The sequence below is a fragment of the Mycobacterium sp. SMC-21 genome (assembly GCF_045310825.1).
Lineage (GTDB): Bacteria > Actinomycetota > Actinomycetes > Mycobacteriales > Mycobacteriaceae > Mycobacterium.
Window position 1 is genome coordinate 334778 of the sequence record NZ_JBJIAO010000002.1, and the last position, 14553, is coordinate 349330.

General features: G+C 68.8%; 13 protein-coding genes. 5 read left to right on the top strand and 8 right to left on the bottom strand.

The features are described 5' to 3' along the window. Nucleotides 1–18: 18 nt before the first annotated feature. The 6 genes from ACJH6H_RS03560 to ACJH6H_RS03585 form a co-directional block, all read right to left on the bottom strand. Nucleotides 19–1665 carry an acyl-CoA synthetase gene (locus ACJH6H_RS03560; RefSeq protein ID WP_406774227.1) on the bottom strand — a complete coding sequence of 549 codons (1647 nt, stop codon included), beginning with the start codon at nt 1663–1665 and terminating at the stop codon, nt 19–21. A gap of 193 nt (nt 1666–1858) precedes the next feature. Next, entirely contained in the window at nt 1859–2050 is a 192-nt protein-coding gene (locus tag ACJH6H_RS03565; RefSeq protein ID WP_346416791.1) for a YbdD/YjiX family protein, read from the bottom strand. Then, nucleotides 1996–4278 carry a carbon starvation CstA family protein gene (locus tag ACJH6H_RS03570; RefSeq protein WP_406774228.1) on the bottom strand — a complete coding sequence of 761 codons (2283 nt, stop codon included), beginning with the start codon at nt 4276–4278 and terminating at the stop codon, nt 1996–1998. Before ACJH6H_RS03570 ends, ACJH6H_RS03565 begins: the two co-directional genes overlap by 55 nt. Nucleotides 4279–4322: 44 nt before the next feature. After that, on the bottom strand, nt 4323–5849 hold the full coding sequence (locus ACJH6H_RS03575; protein WP_406774229.1) for an ATP-dependent DNA ligase: 1527 nt from the start codon (nt 5847–5849) through the stop codon (nt 4323–4325). Nucleotides 5850–5884: 35 nt separating this feature from the next. After that, the gene (locus tag ACJH6H_RS03580; protein WP_406774230.1) at nt 5885–6247 is read right to left on the bottom strand and encodes a GatB/YqeY; all 363 of its coding nucleotides are present in this window, start codon (nt 6245–6247) and stop codon (nt 5885–5887) included. A gap of 55 nt (nt 6248–6302) precedes the next feature. Beyond that, nucleotides 6303–7835 (bottom strand): molybdopterin-dependent oxidoreductase, encoded by a 1533-nt coding sequence (locus ACJH6H_RS03585; RefSeq protein ID WP_406774231.1) that lies wholly within the window; start codon nt 7833–7835, stop codon nt 6303–6305. A gap of 101 nt (nt 7836–7936) precedes the next feature. Here ACJH6H_RS03585 and ACJH6H_RS03590 point away from each other — a divergent pair, with 101 nt between their 5' ends. Then, nucleotides 7937–8989: a phosphotransferase family protein gene (locus ACJH6H_RS03590; RefSeq protein WP_346416786.1), complete on the top strand. Its 1053-nt coding sequence runs from the start codon at nt 7937–7939 to the stop codon at nt 8987–8989. Here ACJH6H_RS03590 and ACJH6H_RS03595 read toward each other — a convergent pair. Then, nucleotides 8980–9729 (bottom strand): sulfite exporter TauE/SafE family protein, encoded by a 750-nt coding sequence (locus ACJH6H_RS03595; RefSeq protein ID WP_212813700.1) that lies wholly within the window; start codon nt 9727–9729, stop codon nt 8980–8982. The two genes, ACJH6H_RS03590 and ACJH6H_RS03595, sit on opposite strands and share 10 nt — an antisense overlap. A 105-nt stretch (nt 9730–9834) precedes the next feature. Here ACJH6H_RS03595 and ACJH6H_RS03600 point away from each other — a divergent pair, with 105 nt between their 5' ends. The 3 genes from ACJH6H_RS03600 to ACJH6H_RS03610 all read left to right on the top strand — a co-directional run bounded on the left by ACJH6H_RS03600 (nt 9835) and on the right by ACJH6H_RS03610 (nt 12267). Further along, complete coding sequence (locus tag ACJH6H_RS03600; RefSeq protein ID WP_318986096.1) at nt 9835–10839, top strand: DUF294 nucleotidyltransferase-like domain-containing protein; 1005 nt, start codon at nt 9835–9837, stop codon at nt 10837–10839. After that, entirely contained in the window at nt 10839–11630 is a 792-nt protein-coding gene (locus tag ACJH6H_RS03605) for a Fic family protein (protein ID WP_406774232.1), read from the top strand. The genes ACJH6H_RS03600 and ACJH6H_RS03605 overlap by 1 nt, the downstream gene beginning before the upstream one ends. Nucleotides 11631–11784: 154 nt before the next feature. Next, entirely contained in the window at nt 11785–12267 is a 483-nt protein-coding gene (locus tag ACJH6H_RS03610; protein WP_406774233.1) for a homocitrate synthase, read from the top strand. Nucleotides 12268–12285: 18 nt separating this feature from the next. Here ACJH6H_RS03610 and ACJH6H_RS03615 read toward each other — a convergent pair whose 3' ends face one another. Then, complete coding sequence (locus tag ACJH6H_RS03615; RefSeq protein ID WP_267323509.1) at nt 12286–13767, bottom strand: cytochrome P450; 1482 nt, start codon at nt 13765–13767, stop codon at nt 12286–12288. A 126-nt stretch (nt 13768–13893) separates the two neighbouring features. Between ACJH6H_RS03615 and ACJH6H_RS03620 the strand changes: the two genes are divergently transcribed. Next, nucleotides 13894–14526, top strand: a complete 633-nt coding sequence (locus ACJH6H_RS03620) for a TetR/AcrR family transcriptional regulator (RefSeq protein ID WP_267323508.1) — start codon at nt 13894–13896, stop codon at nt 14524–14526. Nucleotides 14527–14553 lie beyond the last annotated feature (27 nt).

The following is a 14553-nucleotide window of genomic DNA, read 5'->3' on the forward strand; positions in this document are numbered from 1 at the left end:
CGTCCGTGGTCAGTACATCTAGTCCTGCAGTGCCTGCTCCTTGGCCCAGCGGTAGTCGGCCTTGCCGGCCGGGCTGCGGACGATGGTCGGGCGGAACACGATGGCCTTCGGCAGCTTGTAGCGCGCGATGGATTCCGCGGCGTGCTTGATGAGTTCGGCGGCGTCGGCCTCGGCGCCGTCGGCGAGCGCCACGACCGCGACCACCTCGTTGCCCCAGCGCTCGCTCGGGCGTCCGGCGACGACGACGTCGACCACGGACGGGTGCGAGGCGATGGCGGACTCGACTTCTTCGGCGAAGATCTTCTCGCCGCCGGAGTTGATGGTCACCGAGTCGCGGCCGAGCAGTTCGACGGTGCCGCCCTCCAGCAGCCGGGCGCGGTCGCCCGGCACCGCGTACCGGATGCCGTCGATCACCGGGAAGGTCTTGGCCGTCTTGGCGGCGTCGCCCTTGTAGCCGAGCGGCACGTAGCCCTCCTGCGCCAGCCAGCCGTTGCCCTCGTGGCCGGGGGTCAGCAGCGAGGTGAAGTCCTCCGAGACGATCCGGGTGGCCGGACCGGCGGTGAAGGTGCCGCTGGACACGTTGGCCTTGGTCGACACGTGCGACATCTGCGCGCCGGTTTCCGACGAACCGACGCCGTCGATCACCATGGCGTTCGGCAGTGCGGCGACGAGTCGGCCCTTGACGGCCGGTGTGAACAGGGCGCCGCCGTTGGCGACGACGACCAGCGACGTCGGGTCGTGGGTGCCGTCGGCGATGGCTTCTTCGATGGCGGTGACCAGAGGCCGGGCCATGGCGTCACCGACGACCGTCGCGATCGCGATCTTCTCGCGGGCGATGGTCTCGACGATCTCCTTGGCGTTGAAGCCCTCGACCTCCTTGGCGAACACGATGGTCTGGCCGTTGTTGATGCCCGTCATCACGCCCCACTGCGCGGCGCCGTGCATGAGCGGCGGCAGGATCATCATCCGCATCTCGGCGGCCGCTGCGGCCCGGTCGACGATCTCCTGGACCGACTGCGCCGGCTCGCCCGTCATCGCGTTGCGGCCGCCGAACGAGGCCATGAAGATGTCGTGCTGGCGCCACAGCACGCCCTTGGGCATACCGGTGGTGCCACCGGTGTACAGCACGTAGAGGTCGTCGGGCGACGGCGTCACCGGCGGCGGCGGGACGTCGGTGTTCACGATGGTCTCGTAGTCGACGGCACCGGGCAGCAGGTCGTTGCCCGAACTGTCGGCGATCTGGATCAGCACCTTGAGGTTAGGCAGCTCCGGCAGTACCTCGGCCAGCGTCGGCGCGAATGCGGCGTGGTAGATCAGGGCCGAGGCACCCGCGTCGTTCAACAGGTACTGCAGCTCGGCCTTGACGTAGCGGTAGTTGACGTTGAACGGCGCCACCCGGGCCCGGAACGCACCGAGCAGGGATTCGACGAACTCGGGGCCGTTGTACGCATAGATGCCCACCAGGTCCTGGCCGACTTCGTGGCCGGCCAGCTGATCGCGCTCGGTGTGCACTCCCAGGCCCTGCGCGTGCAGGTAGGCGGCGAGCCGGTTGGCGCGGGTGACAACCTCGGCATAGGTGAAGCGGCGATCGCCCTGAATGATCAGGGTTCGGTCCGGGATGGCTGCAGCGACGGCGTCGGTGACGTCGGGAACCGTGAACAGCACGTCTCTCCTAAGGCTGGTGGGGCAACAACTGGACAACTGTCCATACACTCATTTAGTACCACGGAGTGAGGATCGTCTCTTTTGGTACCACCCTGTGAGGTGCCGACAGCGGTGTGCGTCCACTGTGCGGGCGGTTGTGCAGACGGTCATTGCGCACCGGCCTGACGATCAGCTGTTCACCCGGCGGGCTCGATCAGCAGCAGCGGCCCTGTGGGTTGCGGTCCGCGGCGCGGTGCCGCGCCTTCCAGTACTCGCGCTCGGACAGCACCGGCTCGCCCGGATGTGTGCGGCGGCGGTGCTCCAGGTACCGCGCGTAGTGGTTGTCGCCCATCAGTGATGACCAGTACCAACGGGCCTGGCGGGCGAGCTCGGCAGCGCGTCCCATTGCTTCTGCACCTCCTTCTCGACGTCCGTCGCGAAGAGGCCGCGCGGGGCGAACCGCCGTGACGGCACCGGCTCGTCGTCGGTGAGTGGCCGGCCGCCGCCGCGGATCGCCTGCAGGGCGACGACGATGCCGACGACCACGACGACCACCACCAGCAGCGCGAACACGATGGACAGCGTGCCCTGGATGAAGGTGTTGCGGATGACCGCGTCGATCTGGTCGGGGTTCTTCGCGGAGCCGAAGCTGGTCTTGCCGGCCGCCTTGGCCGCCAGGTACTGCGAATGCTGTTGCCAGTAACCGATTTTGGGGTCGTGGGAGAAGATCTTCTGCCACGACGCGGTGAGCGTCACCAGTGCGTCCCAGAACAGCGGCAGCCCGGGAATCCAGGCCCACTTCAGCAGCCCCTTCTTGATCACCACGACGGTGACCACCGTCAGCGCGATGGCCGCGAGCAGCTGGTTGGCGATACCGAACAACGGGAACAGCGTGTTGATGCCGCCCAGCGGATCCGTGACGCCCATCAGCAGGATGCTGCCCCAGCCCGCGACGACCAGCAGGCTGCAGGTCCACGCGCCGATGCGCCAGCTGGGATCGCGCAGCTTCCGCAGCGGCCCGCCGAGATTGCCGAGGGCATCGGACAGCATGAAGCGCGCGACGCGGGTGCCCGCGTCGACGGTGGTGAGGATGAACAGCGCCTCGAACATGATCGCGAAGTGGTACCAGAAGGCCTTCATGCTCGACCCGCCGAACACCTGGTGCAGCACTTCGGACATGCCGAGCGCGAGCGTCGGCGCGCCGCCGGTACGCGAGGCGACCGAGTGCTCACCGACATCGGTGGCCGCGGCGGTGATCTGCTGCGCGGTGATCGGATCACCCGACAGCCCCAGCCCGTTGGCATACGTCGCGGCCGTGGCCGCGCTCGTCCCGGTCGCCGCGCCGGGGGAGTTGATGACGAAGTACAGGTGCTGGTTGAGGATCGCCGCGGTGATGAGCGCCATGATCGCCACGAACGACTCGGTCAGCATGCCGCCGTAGCCGATGAGCCGCGTCTGCCCTTCCTTCTCCAGCAGCTTCGGCGTCGTGCCCGAGGAGATCAGGGAGTGGAAGCCGGACAGCGCGCCACACGCGATGGTGATGAACAGGAACGGGAACAGCGCGCCGGCGAACACCGGACCGTCGGCCCGGGTGGCGAACTGCGACACCGCCGGTGCCGACATGACCGGGTGGGCGATGAGGATGCCAACGGCCAGCAGCGAGATGGTGCCGACCTTCATGAACGTCGAGAGGTAGTCGCGCGGCGCCAGCAGCAGCCATACCGGCAGTACCGAGGCGGCCAGACCGTAGATGATGATGCACCACGACAGCGTCACCTTCGACAGCGTGAACCAGTCTGCACCCCAGGATGTTTCGGCGACCCAGCCGCCGGAGACCACCGCGAGCAGCAGCAGCGCGACGCCGATGAGCGTCACCTCGGACACCCGCCCGGGCCGCAGGTACCGCAGGTACAGCCCCATGAAGATCGCGATCGGAATGGTCATCGCGATGGAGAACACGCCCCACGGGCTCTCCGCGAGCGCGTTGACCACGACGAGGGCCAGGACCGCCAACAGGATCACCATGATCACCAGCACCGCGACGATCGCGGCGATGCCGCCGATGGGGCCGAGTTCGTCACGCGCCATCTGGCCCAGGGACCGGCCACGCCGCCGCGTCGAGATGACCAGCACCAGGTAGTCCTGCACGCAACCGGCGACGACAGCGCCGATGATGATCCAGATGGTCCCCGGCAGGTAGCCCATCTGCATGGCCAGCACCGGGCCGACCAGTGGGCCGGCGCCCGCGATGGCCGCGAAATGGTGACCGAACAGCACGCGGCGGTCGGTCGGCATGTAGTCGGTGTCGTTCTCGAGAAGCTCGGCCGGGGTGGCGTGATCGTCGCGAGGTTTGACGATCTTCATCTCGATCAGCCGCGCGTAGAACCGGTATCCGATGACGTAGGTACAGATCGCGGCGATGACGAACCACACCGCGTTGACCGTCTCGCCACGGGCGAAGGCGATGACGGCCCACGCCACGGCGGCGAGCAGCGCGATGACGCCGAAGATCACCCGGTGCCGGGCGGTGATGGGCGAGCGGTCGATGATCGCGACCGGCGGCAGTGCCGGGTCGGTACGCACGTAGGTGACGTCACCGACGGACTCGTCGGGGTGCGCGGTGGTTGGTGACATGCCCCACATCCTGTCATCGGTGGCTGCGGATCGCGGGGTAACCCTCAGCGTTCGTACAGCGACCGCACGGTGTCGATCGTGTCGGCCTCCTCGGGCCGCTTGTCGTCGCGGTAGCGCAGCACGCGGGCGAAGCGCAGCGCCATCTTGCCGGGGTAGCGGCTCGAACCCTGCACGCCGTCGAACGCGATCTCGACGACCTGTTCCGGCCGCAGCCGCACGACGTAACCGTCCATCGGGCCATCGGCCAGTTCGGTGAACCGCGCGGTCTGCCAGTCCAGCATGGCGTCGGTCATGCCCTTGAACGTCTTGCCCAGCATGACGTAACCACCGGTGGCCGGATCCCGCGCTCCCAGATGGATGTTCGACAACTTGCCGGTGCGCCGTCCGGAACCCCACTCGACCGCGAGCACCACCAGGTCCAGCGTGTGGACCGGCTTGACCTTCAGCCAGCCGGCGCCGCGCCGGCCCGCCTCGTACGGCGACGCCGGGTGCTTGGCCATCACGCCTTCGTGGCCGGCGGCCAGGGTGTCGTCGAGGAACTGCTGGGCGACAACCGAATCGGAGGTGACGCAGCGCCGCACCCGGAGCGGCTCGGGGACGACGTCGTCGAGCGCTTGGCGGCGCTGCTCGGCCGGCTGGTCCAGCAGGTCGGTGCCGTCGCGGTGCAGGACGTCGAAGAAGTACACCGAAAGCGGTTGCGCGCCATCATCGGAACGTTTGCCGATGCGGGAGGACGTCACCTGGAACCGGTGTGGGCGGCCGTCGGGCCGCATGGCGATGGCCTCGGCATCCGCGATCAGGTCGGTCACCGGCAGGGCCAGCACCGCGCGCACCACGTCGGGCACCCGGGCCGTGATGTCGTCGAGGCTGCGGGTGTACACCGACACCTCGGTGCCGGACCGGTGGATCTGCAGCCGGACGCCGTCGAGCTTCGTCTCGAATATGGCCGCGCCACCGAGCTTTTCGAGGGCGTCGCGGACATCGGTGGCCGTCTGCGCCAGCATGGGGCCGACCGGGCGGCCCACCGTGAGGGTGAAACGCTGCAGGCCGGCGGCGCCGTCGGACAACACGGCCGCCGCGACCGCGGCCAGGTCGCCGCTGAGCATCGCGGCGCGGCGCACGTCGGCAGCGGCGATGCCCGCGGCCTTCGCGACGGCGTCGGCCATCACCCCGGCCAACGCGCCCTGGCGCAGCCCGCCGCTGAGCAGCCCGCGCAGAAAGGTCTGTTCGACCGCGGTGGCCGCCCCGAACAAGCCGTGGAGCAGCGCGGTGCGGGCGGCACCCGAACCAGGACCGGCCACCGCCTTGATGGCCGACAGTGCGGCGTCCACCGCGGTGACCGTCAGCGTCGCGTCGTCCTCGGCCGGCGGCGGCAGCGAGCGCAGCGCCGCCCAGCCGACCCCGATCTGCCGTTGCGGCAGCTCGCCGGAGAGCCAATGCACGACGATGGCGACGGTCGCCGGATCATCGGCCGCGCCGCCGAGGAGGGCGGCGATGCGGCTGATCTTCGCGGACCGGGCCGACACCGCACCGACCTCGGCTGAGGCCGTCGCGACGTCGGAGAGGAGCACGACCCCAGCTTGGCACGGGGTACCGACAATGTTGTTCAGTCGACGCCGAGGAGCTCACGCAGTACGTCGGCCTCGGCCTCGACCTGCGCGGCGCGGTCGTCGTGGCCGACCGACCGCAGCTGTTCAGCCGCGGCGCGGCGTTCGTCGGCCTCGGTTTCGATCAGCTCCCGAATCTGGCCATCGGTGAGGCGCCGGCGGGCGACCTCCGCGGCGCCGAGACCGTGGGCGCTGTCGGCGATCGCGCCGGCGCGTGGCAACGGCACGTCCGGGGTCTCGGCGTTGTCGATGGCACTGAGAGCGCTGCGGAGCGCCGCGGTCGAGGCGGTGTCCTTCGCCTTGCGTGCCGCGACCAGCCGGGCCCGCAGGCCGGTGCGCCATTGCTGGGCGGGTTCGGTCATCCGGTCACCGTAATGATGCGGAACCCGCTCGCCAACCGAATATTTCGGACAACGGTCAGGCGACGGTGAAGGGCACCGAGTGCCAGCCCGTCGCGCCGTCGGGGACCGCGCCGGCGACCTCAGATGTCTGCAGCGCGCCGGTGTTGTCGGTGGCGCGCACGGTGATGGTGTGGCGCCCGGGCTGGTCCGCCTGCCACGTGTAACTCCACAACCGCCAGGTGTCGTTGGAGTACGCGGCGCCCAGCGTCGCCGGTCGCCACGGGCCGTCGTCGATGCGGACCTCCACGGCACGCACCCCGCGGTTCTGCGCCCACGCGACGCCGCCGAACGTCGCGGTACCCATCGGCACCGCGGACCCGGCGCGCGGCACGTCGATGCGCGACTCGGTCTTGATGGGCCCGTGCGCGGACCAGCCCAACTTCGTCCAATAAGCCTGGGCCCGATCGAATCTGGTGAGTTCGAGGTCGACGACCCACTTCGTCGCCGAGACATAGCCGTACAGACCGGGAACCACCAGCCGCGCCGGGTAGCCGTGCTCGGTCGGCAGCGGCTCGCCGTTCATGGCGACGGCGACCAACGCGTCGCGGTTGTCGGTCAGTGCCTCGACGGGTGTCCCCGCGGTGAACCCGTCGATGGACTTGGACAGCACCATGTCGGCATCCGCGTGGACACCGGCCCGCGCCAGCAGGTCGCGCACGCGGTAGCCGGTCCAGGTGGCGTTCGATATCAGGTTGCCGCCCACCGGGTTTGACACGCAGGTGAGCGTGACCACCTTGTCGATCGCCTCGAACTGCGCCAGTTCATCGAATCGGAAGGTGACTTCACGATCGACCATCCCGTGGATCCGCAGCCGCCAGTCCTGCCGCTGTACCTGCGGGACGGACAGTGCCGTGTCGATGCGGTAGAAGTCGGCGTTCGGCGTGATGAACGGGGGCAGGTCCACCCCAGCGGGTTGCACGTCGGGCGGTATCGGCGGTCCGGGAAGCTTGGCTGCCGGCGGCGTGTAGGCGCTGCGGTCACCCGCAACCGACGACGCGGCGCGGCCCAGCACTGTCCCGATGACCCCGGCCAGCGTGCCGGCGGCCAGGAAGCCCAGCGCCGCCAGCGACCGGCGGCGGCCGGGATCGGTATCTGTATCCGCCTCCGGTTCCGGGGCCGCGGAACCGAGGCGATCGGAGACCAGCAGTCGCAGCACCGCGATGCCCGCGGCCGCGCCGACGAGCGACGGGGCGACGTCGAGCGGTCTGGCACCGGTGCGGGAGAGCACCGCGGCGGCGCCCAGCACGCCCGCCAGCGCCAGGGCGATGCTGCCGAGCTTCCGGTCCTCGAATTGTGCTGTCACCATGGCGATCAGCGCGATGGCCACGAGCACGGCCACGGTCAGGAACAGCTTGTCGTTGGTGCCGAAGGTCTGGATCGCCCACTCTTTGAGTGGTCCCGGGGTCAGGTCGATCACCACCGACCCGACGGCGGTGCGGGAATCGGCATGTGGCCCAAGCGGAATCGTCAGGAGCGCCGCGACACCGAGCGCCACGGCCGCGGCCGCCAGTCCGGCCAGCGATCGGTGCGGGTCCAGTCGAAGTGCCACACATTCACAGTACGGCGCAGCCGCTGCGCCGACGCCAAATGAAAACGGATCGTAAGAATTGGCTGCCCGTTCGGCCGATCCCGGGCCAGAATCACTGCATCATGCAGCCGACTCTGACCGACCGTGACCGAGACATCGTCCAGAACTGGATCCGCGCCGAGGGGCTGGGTGAGCACGTCACCGCCGTCGAGCCACTGACCGGCGGCACTCAGAACATCGTGGTGCGACTGCACATCGACGGTCGCCCCGTGGTATTGCGCCGCCCGCCCCTGCATCCGCGGCCGACCAGTGACAAGACCATGCTGCGCGAGATCGCCGTACTGCGGACCTTGGCCGGAACCGCGGTGCCGCATCCCGCTTTCATCGCCGGTTGCGAGGATCCGTCGGTGCTGGGTGTCGTCTTCTATCTGATGGCCGAGGTCGACGGCTTCAACCCCGGCGAGGAACTCTCGCCGGCCTACGCCGCCGACGCCGGTCTGCGACACGACGTCGGCCTGTCGTACGCGGGAAGCCTGGCACAGCTGGGCAATGTCGCCTGGGACGGCAGCCCGCTGGCGGCCATCCGCAAGCCGGGATCGTTTGTGGCGCGGCAGGTTCCGCAGTTCGTCGGGTTGTTGCAGAGCTACCGCCACGAGCACTACGACCCCGAATCGCTCGACGGTGTCGAGCAGCTGGCGACCTGGCTGACCGACAACCGGCCACCCGATGGCGAGCCCGGCATCATGCACGGCGACTGTCACCTCAACAACGTCATGCTGCGCCACGACCGGCCGGAGCTCGCGGCGTTCGTCGACTGGGAGATGTGCACCGTCGGCGATCCGCTGCTGGATCTGGGCTGGATGCTGGTGTGCTGGCCGACCGCGCCCAATGCCATCGTCGTCGGCGCCGCGCTGGCGGAGGCCGGTGGCCTGGCCGGTCGGGACGAACTGCTGGACGCCTACCTCGCCGCGGGCGGCCGCCGCACCGAGCACCTGGACTGGTACATCGCGATGGCGTGCTTCAAATTGGGCATCGTGATCGAGGGCACCTGGTCGCGGTTCCTGGCGGGCCTGGCCGACCGCAAGGCGGGGGAGAAGCTGCATGCCTCGGCCACCGAGCTGATTCACCTGGGTGTCCGGGTTGCCAAGGGCGACAACCCGTTCGCCTACCGGTAGGCGTCGTAGCCCAGCTTGACGGCCAGCGCCAGGCCGGCCAGCGCGATGGCCAGCCGCAGCGGCGTCGCCGGTGCGTGGCGGACGACGACAGGACCGAGTCGCGAACCCACCAGGCACCCGATGCCCAGTGGCACCACGGCAATCCAGTTCACCGGCGCCAGCGCGATGAAGCCCACGGCGGCAACACCATTGGCCACACCGAGGATGACGTTCTTCGCGGCGTTGGCGTGGGCCATCGACTCGCTGCCGCTGTGCAGCAGCAGTGCGAGCAGTACCACGCCGGCGGCAGCGCCGAAATAGCCGCCGTACAAGCAGATTGCGAAGATCGCGGCGGTGATGAGCATCGAACGCCAGCGGCCGGGCTCGTCGTCCGCGCCGCGGCGTTGGGGGATGGCGATGGTGACCGAGGACAGCCCGAGCAGTATCGGGACCACCACCTCGAATCCCTCGGCGGGAAGCGCCAGCAGCAGTGCGGCCCCGACCGCGCCGCCGAGGGCGGCGGCCGGCAGCATCCGGCGTAACCATGGACCCATGCCCTCGAGTTCGGGAAGCGAACCCCACACCGATCCGATGGTGTTGAAGGTCAACGCCACGGTGTTGGTCACGTTCGCCGCCACGGGCGGCAGCCCGGCCATCAGAAGCGCCGGGTACGTCGCGACGGAGGCCAACCCGGCGATACTCCCGGTCAGGCCGCCTATGACACCGGCGACGAGCAGAAGTGACGCGTGCTGCCAGCTCATCGCGGCAAACCCTACAACCTCGCGATTTGTGCACGAAAATCCGCGTTGACCGCGGAAAAGCGTGCACGAAACGCGGAGGTAACTGTCGTCCGATAGAAACATGGCATGTCCTCGGCTGATGTTGGTGTCGACGCCACCCTCGCCGCGATCCACGCGGCCGGCGGCGAGGACGCGCTGCGGTCGGGAATCGAACTGGGCCTGCACGCGGTCCGGGCCGCGGCGCGCGCATCTGCGCCGGCCGCTGAGATCGCGGCCGCGTGGTCGCAGGTGCTCCGGTCCGGCGTTGCCGCGGCTGTCCGGCTGACGCCCGGCCCGTCCTGCTCGTGGTTCGTCTCTGGCAGCGTCGCGCGGGGCGAGGCGGTGGCAGGGTCCGACGTCGAGACCCTGGTCGTGCTGGCGGACGATGCCGCGCGCGACGACGCGCTGGCAGCGGCAGCGCAGGTGCATGCCGTGCTGGAACGGTGCGGGGTGCGCGCCGACGCCAACGGGGTGCTGGCCAGCCGGCCGCGGTTCTGCCGGACGGCGGGCGCCTGGTCCGACGGCATCGCGCACTGGACGTCCGACCCGCGGGAGGACCGCGGCGTGGTGATGACCGGAGTACTGGCCGACTCCCGTGCCGTCCATGGAGCCGACGACGGGGTGACCGAGGACCTCCTGCGCGCGCAGGTGGTGCGCGCCGCCGTCGACCACTATCCGGCCCGTCAGTACCTGCTGCAGGACGCCACGACGTTCCGCGCGTCGTTTCCGTCCCGGCTGCGCATGCTGGCCAGTCAGTCCGACACCGTCGACCTGAAGCCGACGGTCATCGATCCGCTGGTGAAGATCGCGCGGTGGGCCGGGGTGTCGGCAGGTGCCACCACGCTGTCGACGCCGAGCCGGCTCGATGCGGCGCAGGCGGCGAATGTGCTTGATGCCGATGATGTTTCGGTGCTGCAGGACTGCTTCGCCGCCATGGTGAGATTCCGGTGGACGTCCCGTGCGGGTAGCGATCAGGTGGTGCTGTCCGAACTGCCGCCGCAGGAGCGGGCCATGCTGCGCAGCGTCGCCCGTGAGGTGGCCGGCATCAGCCGCAAGCTGACGTACCTCGCCTCGACGTCGGCGTTCCGCTGATGGAGACGAGCTTGCTGGCCCACCACGCGGTGCAGCAGACCCTGGCCGCCCAGCGCATCGAAGGCTGGGAACCCCAGCCCGCCCACATCGTCGAGTTGGGTGCGCTGGCTTCCGGTGCCGTCGAATTCGACGATTACCTGGCACGGTGCCGTGCGCAGTATCCGCCGACGCTCGAAAAGCGCCGCCGGTTCCTCCGGCGCCGGGCGCCGTACCTGATCCCCGGAACATCGGTGCTGCGCAACAACTTCGGCATTCACCACGGACCGGACCTGGCAGCCGTGGAATTCCAGGTGACGGCGGGCCGCATGGTGCTGTGGCACTGTCGGCAATCCGCGACCGAGACGGAGATCGACGTCCGAGCCATGCACCGCGAGCTGTTCGGTGACGTGTACGAGTGGGCGGGGGAGCTGCGCACCGTCGACATCCGCCGCGGTGACTCGGCGTTCACCTGGCAGGTCGACGTCGCCGCCGGGTTGGCCGAAATCGAGCTCGCGGCAACGGCATTGGCGGACGTCGGCGCCGAGTTCGGCAACCCGAGGCTGGCGTGGGAACTGTCCCGGATCTACGCCCGGTACAACCAGATTCACCCGTTCCGGGAAGGCAACGGACGCACCGGGATGCTGCTGCTGCACGCGCTCGCCGGCCGGTGCGGCCGGCAACTGGACTTCACCGGTGTCAGCCGTGCCGCCTGGTATGCAGCGGCGCGGGACAGCATGCCGCTGCACCGCGACGGGCGCCTCAGCCACCGGCCGTTCCTGTGGCTGCTCAACCCGGCGGTGAAATCGTCTTGACCCGAGGCGCGGTCGCGGACTAACCTCGGCGACCATGCTTCACATGCTCGTAGTAGCCAGTACCCACAGCGGGGTCTGATCCTGACCGACCCCTCGCTGTGGGTCGGACGCTACTACCTGTCGGTCACTTCTTTCGAGCAGAAAAGACCGACGCATGTTCACCTCCACCGCCATCTCCACCACGTCGCGTTTCGCGGATCTTTTTGACCGCCCGGTGCCCCGTGACGTGCGCGAACACGCCGAAACCATGTGTCACGACACCTTCGTCGACCACTACGGCCACCAAGGTGGCCCGGTCCGTCTGGGCAGTTGGGGCGCCGCGGGCGACGACGACCTTCGTCGCGGCATCACCGCTCCGCGCCGGTACCGCGCCAGCATCGCCGTCGGCGACCGCATCGCGACCTCTACGGCCGCCGCGACCGGCCCCGTCGCAGCCCTGACCGCGATGCTGCACGAGCGCGGCATGGCCGTCGAGATGATCAAGTTCCATCAACTGCCCGCCGTCGGCGGCGGCATCGCGACCTTCATCCACGGCAGCGACGGCGTGCGCTCGGAGTGGGCCATGGGCTGGGCGCGCGACCCGGTCCAGTCGGCGCTGCGGGCGATGATCGCGTGCGCGAACCGGCTGCACGCCTAGTCCCGTTCGGCAGAAGTATCAGCGCAACGGCCGCAACACGATCGGCATGCCGTCCACCGGCACGGCCATGCCGCCGTAGTCGTACCACGGCTCGTAGCCGGGGTGGGTCAGCTCCAGGCGGTACTGGCGCAGCAGCCGGTGCATCACGGTCTTGATCTCCAGCTGCCCGAAGACCATGCCGATGCACTTGTGTGCGCCACCGCCGAACGGGGCGAAGGCGTAGCGATGCGCCTTGTGCTCGCTGCGCGGCTCGGCGAACCGTTCGGGGTCGAACCGCATGGGGTCGGTCCACAGCTCGGACAGGCGGTGGTTCATGCCGGGCCACGTGACGACGTCGGTTCCCGCCGGGATGTAGTAGCCGAGCAGTTCGGTGTCCCGGACGGCACGGCGGAAGTTGAAGCCCAGCGGCGTCTGCAACCGCAGCGACTCGTTGATCACCAGGTCGTAGGTTTCCAGCTTCTCCAGTGACTCGATGTCGAGCGGCGCGTCACCGATGCGCTCGGATTCCTCGCGGAGTTTGTCCTGCCACTGCGGGTTGGCCGCCAGGTGGTAGGCCATGGTCGTCAGCGTCGAGGTCGTGGTGTCGTGCGCGGCCATCATCAGGAAGATCATGTGCGCGACGATCTGGTCGTCGGTGAAGGTCTGACCGTCTTCGTCCTGCGCATGACACAGCACGCTGAACATGTCGGTGCCCTCGGAGCGGCGCTTCTCGGCGATGGAGCTCGAGAAGTAGTCCTCGAGCGTCTTGCGGGCCTGCACGCCGCGCCACCAGGCGAAGGGGCGCACCGGCTTCCGGATGATGGCGTTGCCGGCGCGGGTCGTGGTGGTGAAGGCCTGGTTGATGGTGGTGACGAGCTTGTGGTCGGTCCCCGCGGGGTGTCCCATGAACACCTCGGACGCGATGTCGAGCGTCAGCTCCTTGACCGCCGGGTGGAACAGGAATCGGGGATCGTTGGCCACCCAGTCGTTGGCCAGCACTTTGGTCGCCACGGAATCGATGTGCGAGACGTAGCCCGTCAGCCGTGAGCGGGTGAACGCCTCCTGCATGATCCGGCGGTGGAACATGTGCTCGTCGAAGTCGAGCAGCATGAGGCCGCCCTCGAAGAACGGACCGATCACCGGATCCCACGCGCGCTGCGAGAAGTCCTTGTTGCGGTTGGAGAACACGGCCTGCGTCGCGTCCGGCCCCAGCGCCATGACGGCCGGCAGCGCCGGCGTCTGCGCGTAGTACAGCGGCCCGTGCTTGCGGTAGATGTCCAGGACGTAGTCGGGCCCGCCCCGGAACACCTCGATCAGGTGTCCGATGACCGGCAGCCCGGAGTCGCCCATGATCGGCTTCAGGCCGCTGCCTGCGGGCGGCTCGGCGAGCTTGAACTGATCCCAGTCGGTGGCCAGCAGCCGCTTCTCGATGACGCCCATGCCCGGCACCGTGACGGGTGTCGGCTTGAGGCGCCGCATGGCCTGATCGAGGAGGTAGTTCGGGGTGCTGATGGTCGCCATCCAGGGATTCCTGTCTGCTCTTGATGCTCTTTTGTGGTGAAAGTCACCACCTGTTGTCATCTTGGCTGCCATACTTGACGCGTGTCAAGTTTGAATTGGCGTGTCGGCGATGACATCGTGAGCGCCATGAGTGCTGAAGTCGAGACGGCCGACAAGGGCCGTAGTCGCGGCGACAAGCAACGCGACGCCATCATCGAGGCGGTTCGCGAACTGCTGGAGGAGCGGCCGTTCGCCGATCTGTCGGTCAGCACCATCAGTGCCCGCGCCGGTGTGGCGCGGTCCGGCTTCTACTTCTACTTCGACTCGAAGTACTCCGTGCTGGCCCGGATCGTGTCCGAGGCGATGGAGGAACTGGACGAGCTCACCCACAACTTCGCGCCGCGCGAACCGGACGAGACGCCGGCATCCTTCGCCAAGCGCATGGTCGGTAGCGCGGCGGCGGTCTACGCCATCAACGACCCGATCATGGCGGCGTGCACCGCAGCCCAGAACACCGACGCCGAAATCCGCGACCTGATGGCCGACTTCGAGGACGGCGTCATCGACAAGATCGTCGGACTCATCGAGCAGGACGCCGGTCGGCGCCCGATTTCCGACGACTTGCCGGCGTTGGTTCGCACCTTGGTCTCGACCACGGCCTACACGCTGTCGCGAGACAGCGCGTTCATCGGACGGGGCGGCGACCCGCAGCGCGCCGTCGACATCGTGGAACGACTGTGGCTCAGCGCCTTGTGGGGTGGCGGCCAGGTCTCTGTCTGAAAGACGGGGCCTGTGTAGGGTCGGGCC

Coding starts and splice junctions, on each gene's coding strand:
- ACJH6H_RS03590 (WP_346416786.1), top strand. CDS start 7,937: ATGCAGCCGACTCTGACCGACCGTGACCGAGACATCGTCCAGAACTGG.
- ACJH6H_RS03610 (WP_406774233.1), top strand. CDS start 11,785: ATGTTCACCTCCACCGCCATCTCCACCACGTCGCGTTTCGCGGATCTT.
- ACJH6H_RS03565 (WP_346416791.1), bottom strand. CDS start 2,050: ATGGGACGCGCTGCCGAGCTCGCCCGCCAGGCCCGTTGGTACTGGTCA.
- ACJH6H_RS03580 (WP_406774230.1), bottom strand. CDS start 6,247: ATGACCGAACCCGCCCAGCAATGGCGCACCGGCCTGCGGGCCCGGCTG.
- ACJH6H_RS03605 (WP_406774232.1), top strand. CDS start 10,839: ATGGAGACGAGCTTGCTGGCCCACCACGCGGTGCAGCAGACCCTGGCC.
- ACJH6H_RS03570 (WP_406774228.1), bottom strand. CDS start 4,278: ATGTCACCAACCACCGCGCACCCCGACGAGTCCGTCGGTGACGTCACC.
- ACJH6H_RS03615 (WP_267323509.1), bottom strand. CDS start 13,767: ATGGCGACCATCAGCACCCCGAACTACCTCCTCGATCAGGCCATGCGG.
- ACJH6H_RS03620 (WP_267323508.1), top strand. CDS start 13,894: ATGAGTGCTGAAGTCGAGACGGCCGACAAGGGCCGTAGTCGCGGCGAC.
- ACJH6H_RS03600 (WP_318986096.1), top strand. CDS start 9,835: ATGTCCTCGGCTGATGTTGGTGTCGACGCCACCCTCGCCGCGATCCAC.
- ACJH6H_RS03595 (WP_212813700.1), bottom strand. CDS start 9,729: ATGAGCTGGCAGCACGCGTCACTTCTGCTCGTCGCCGGTGTCATAGGC.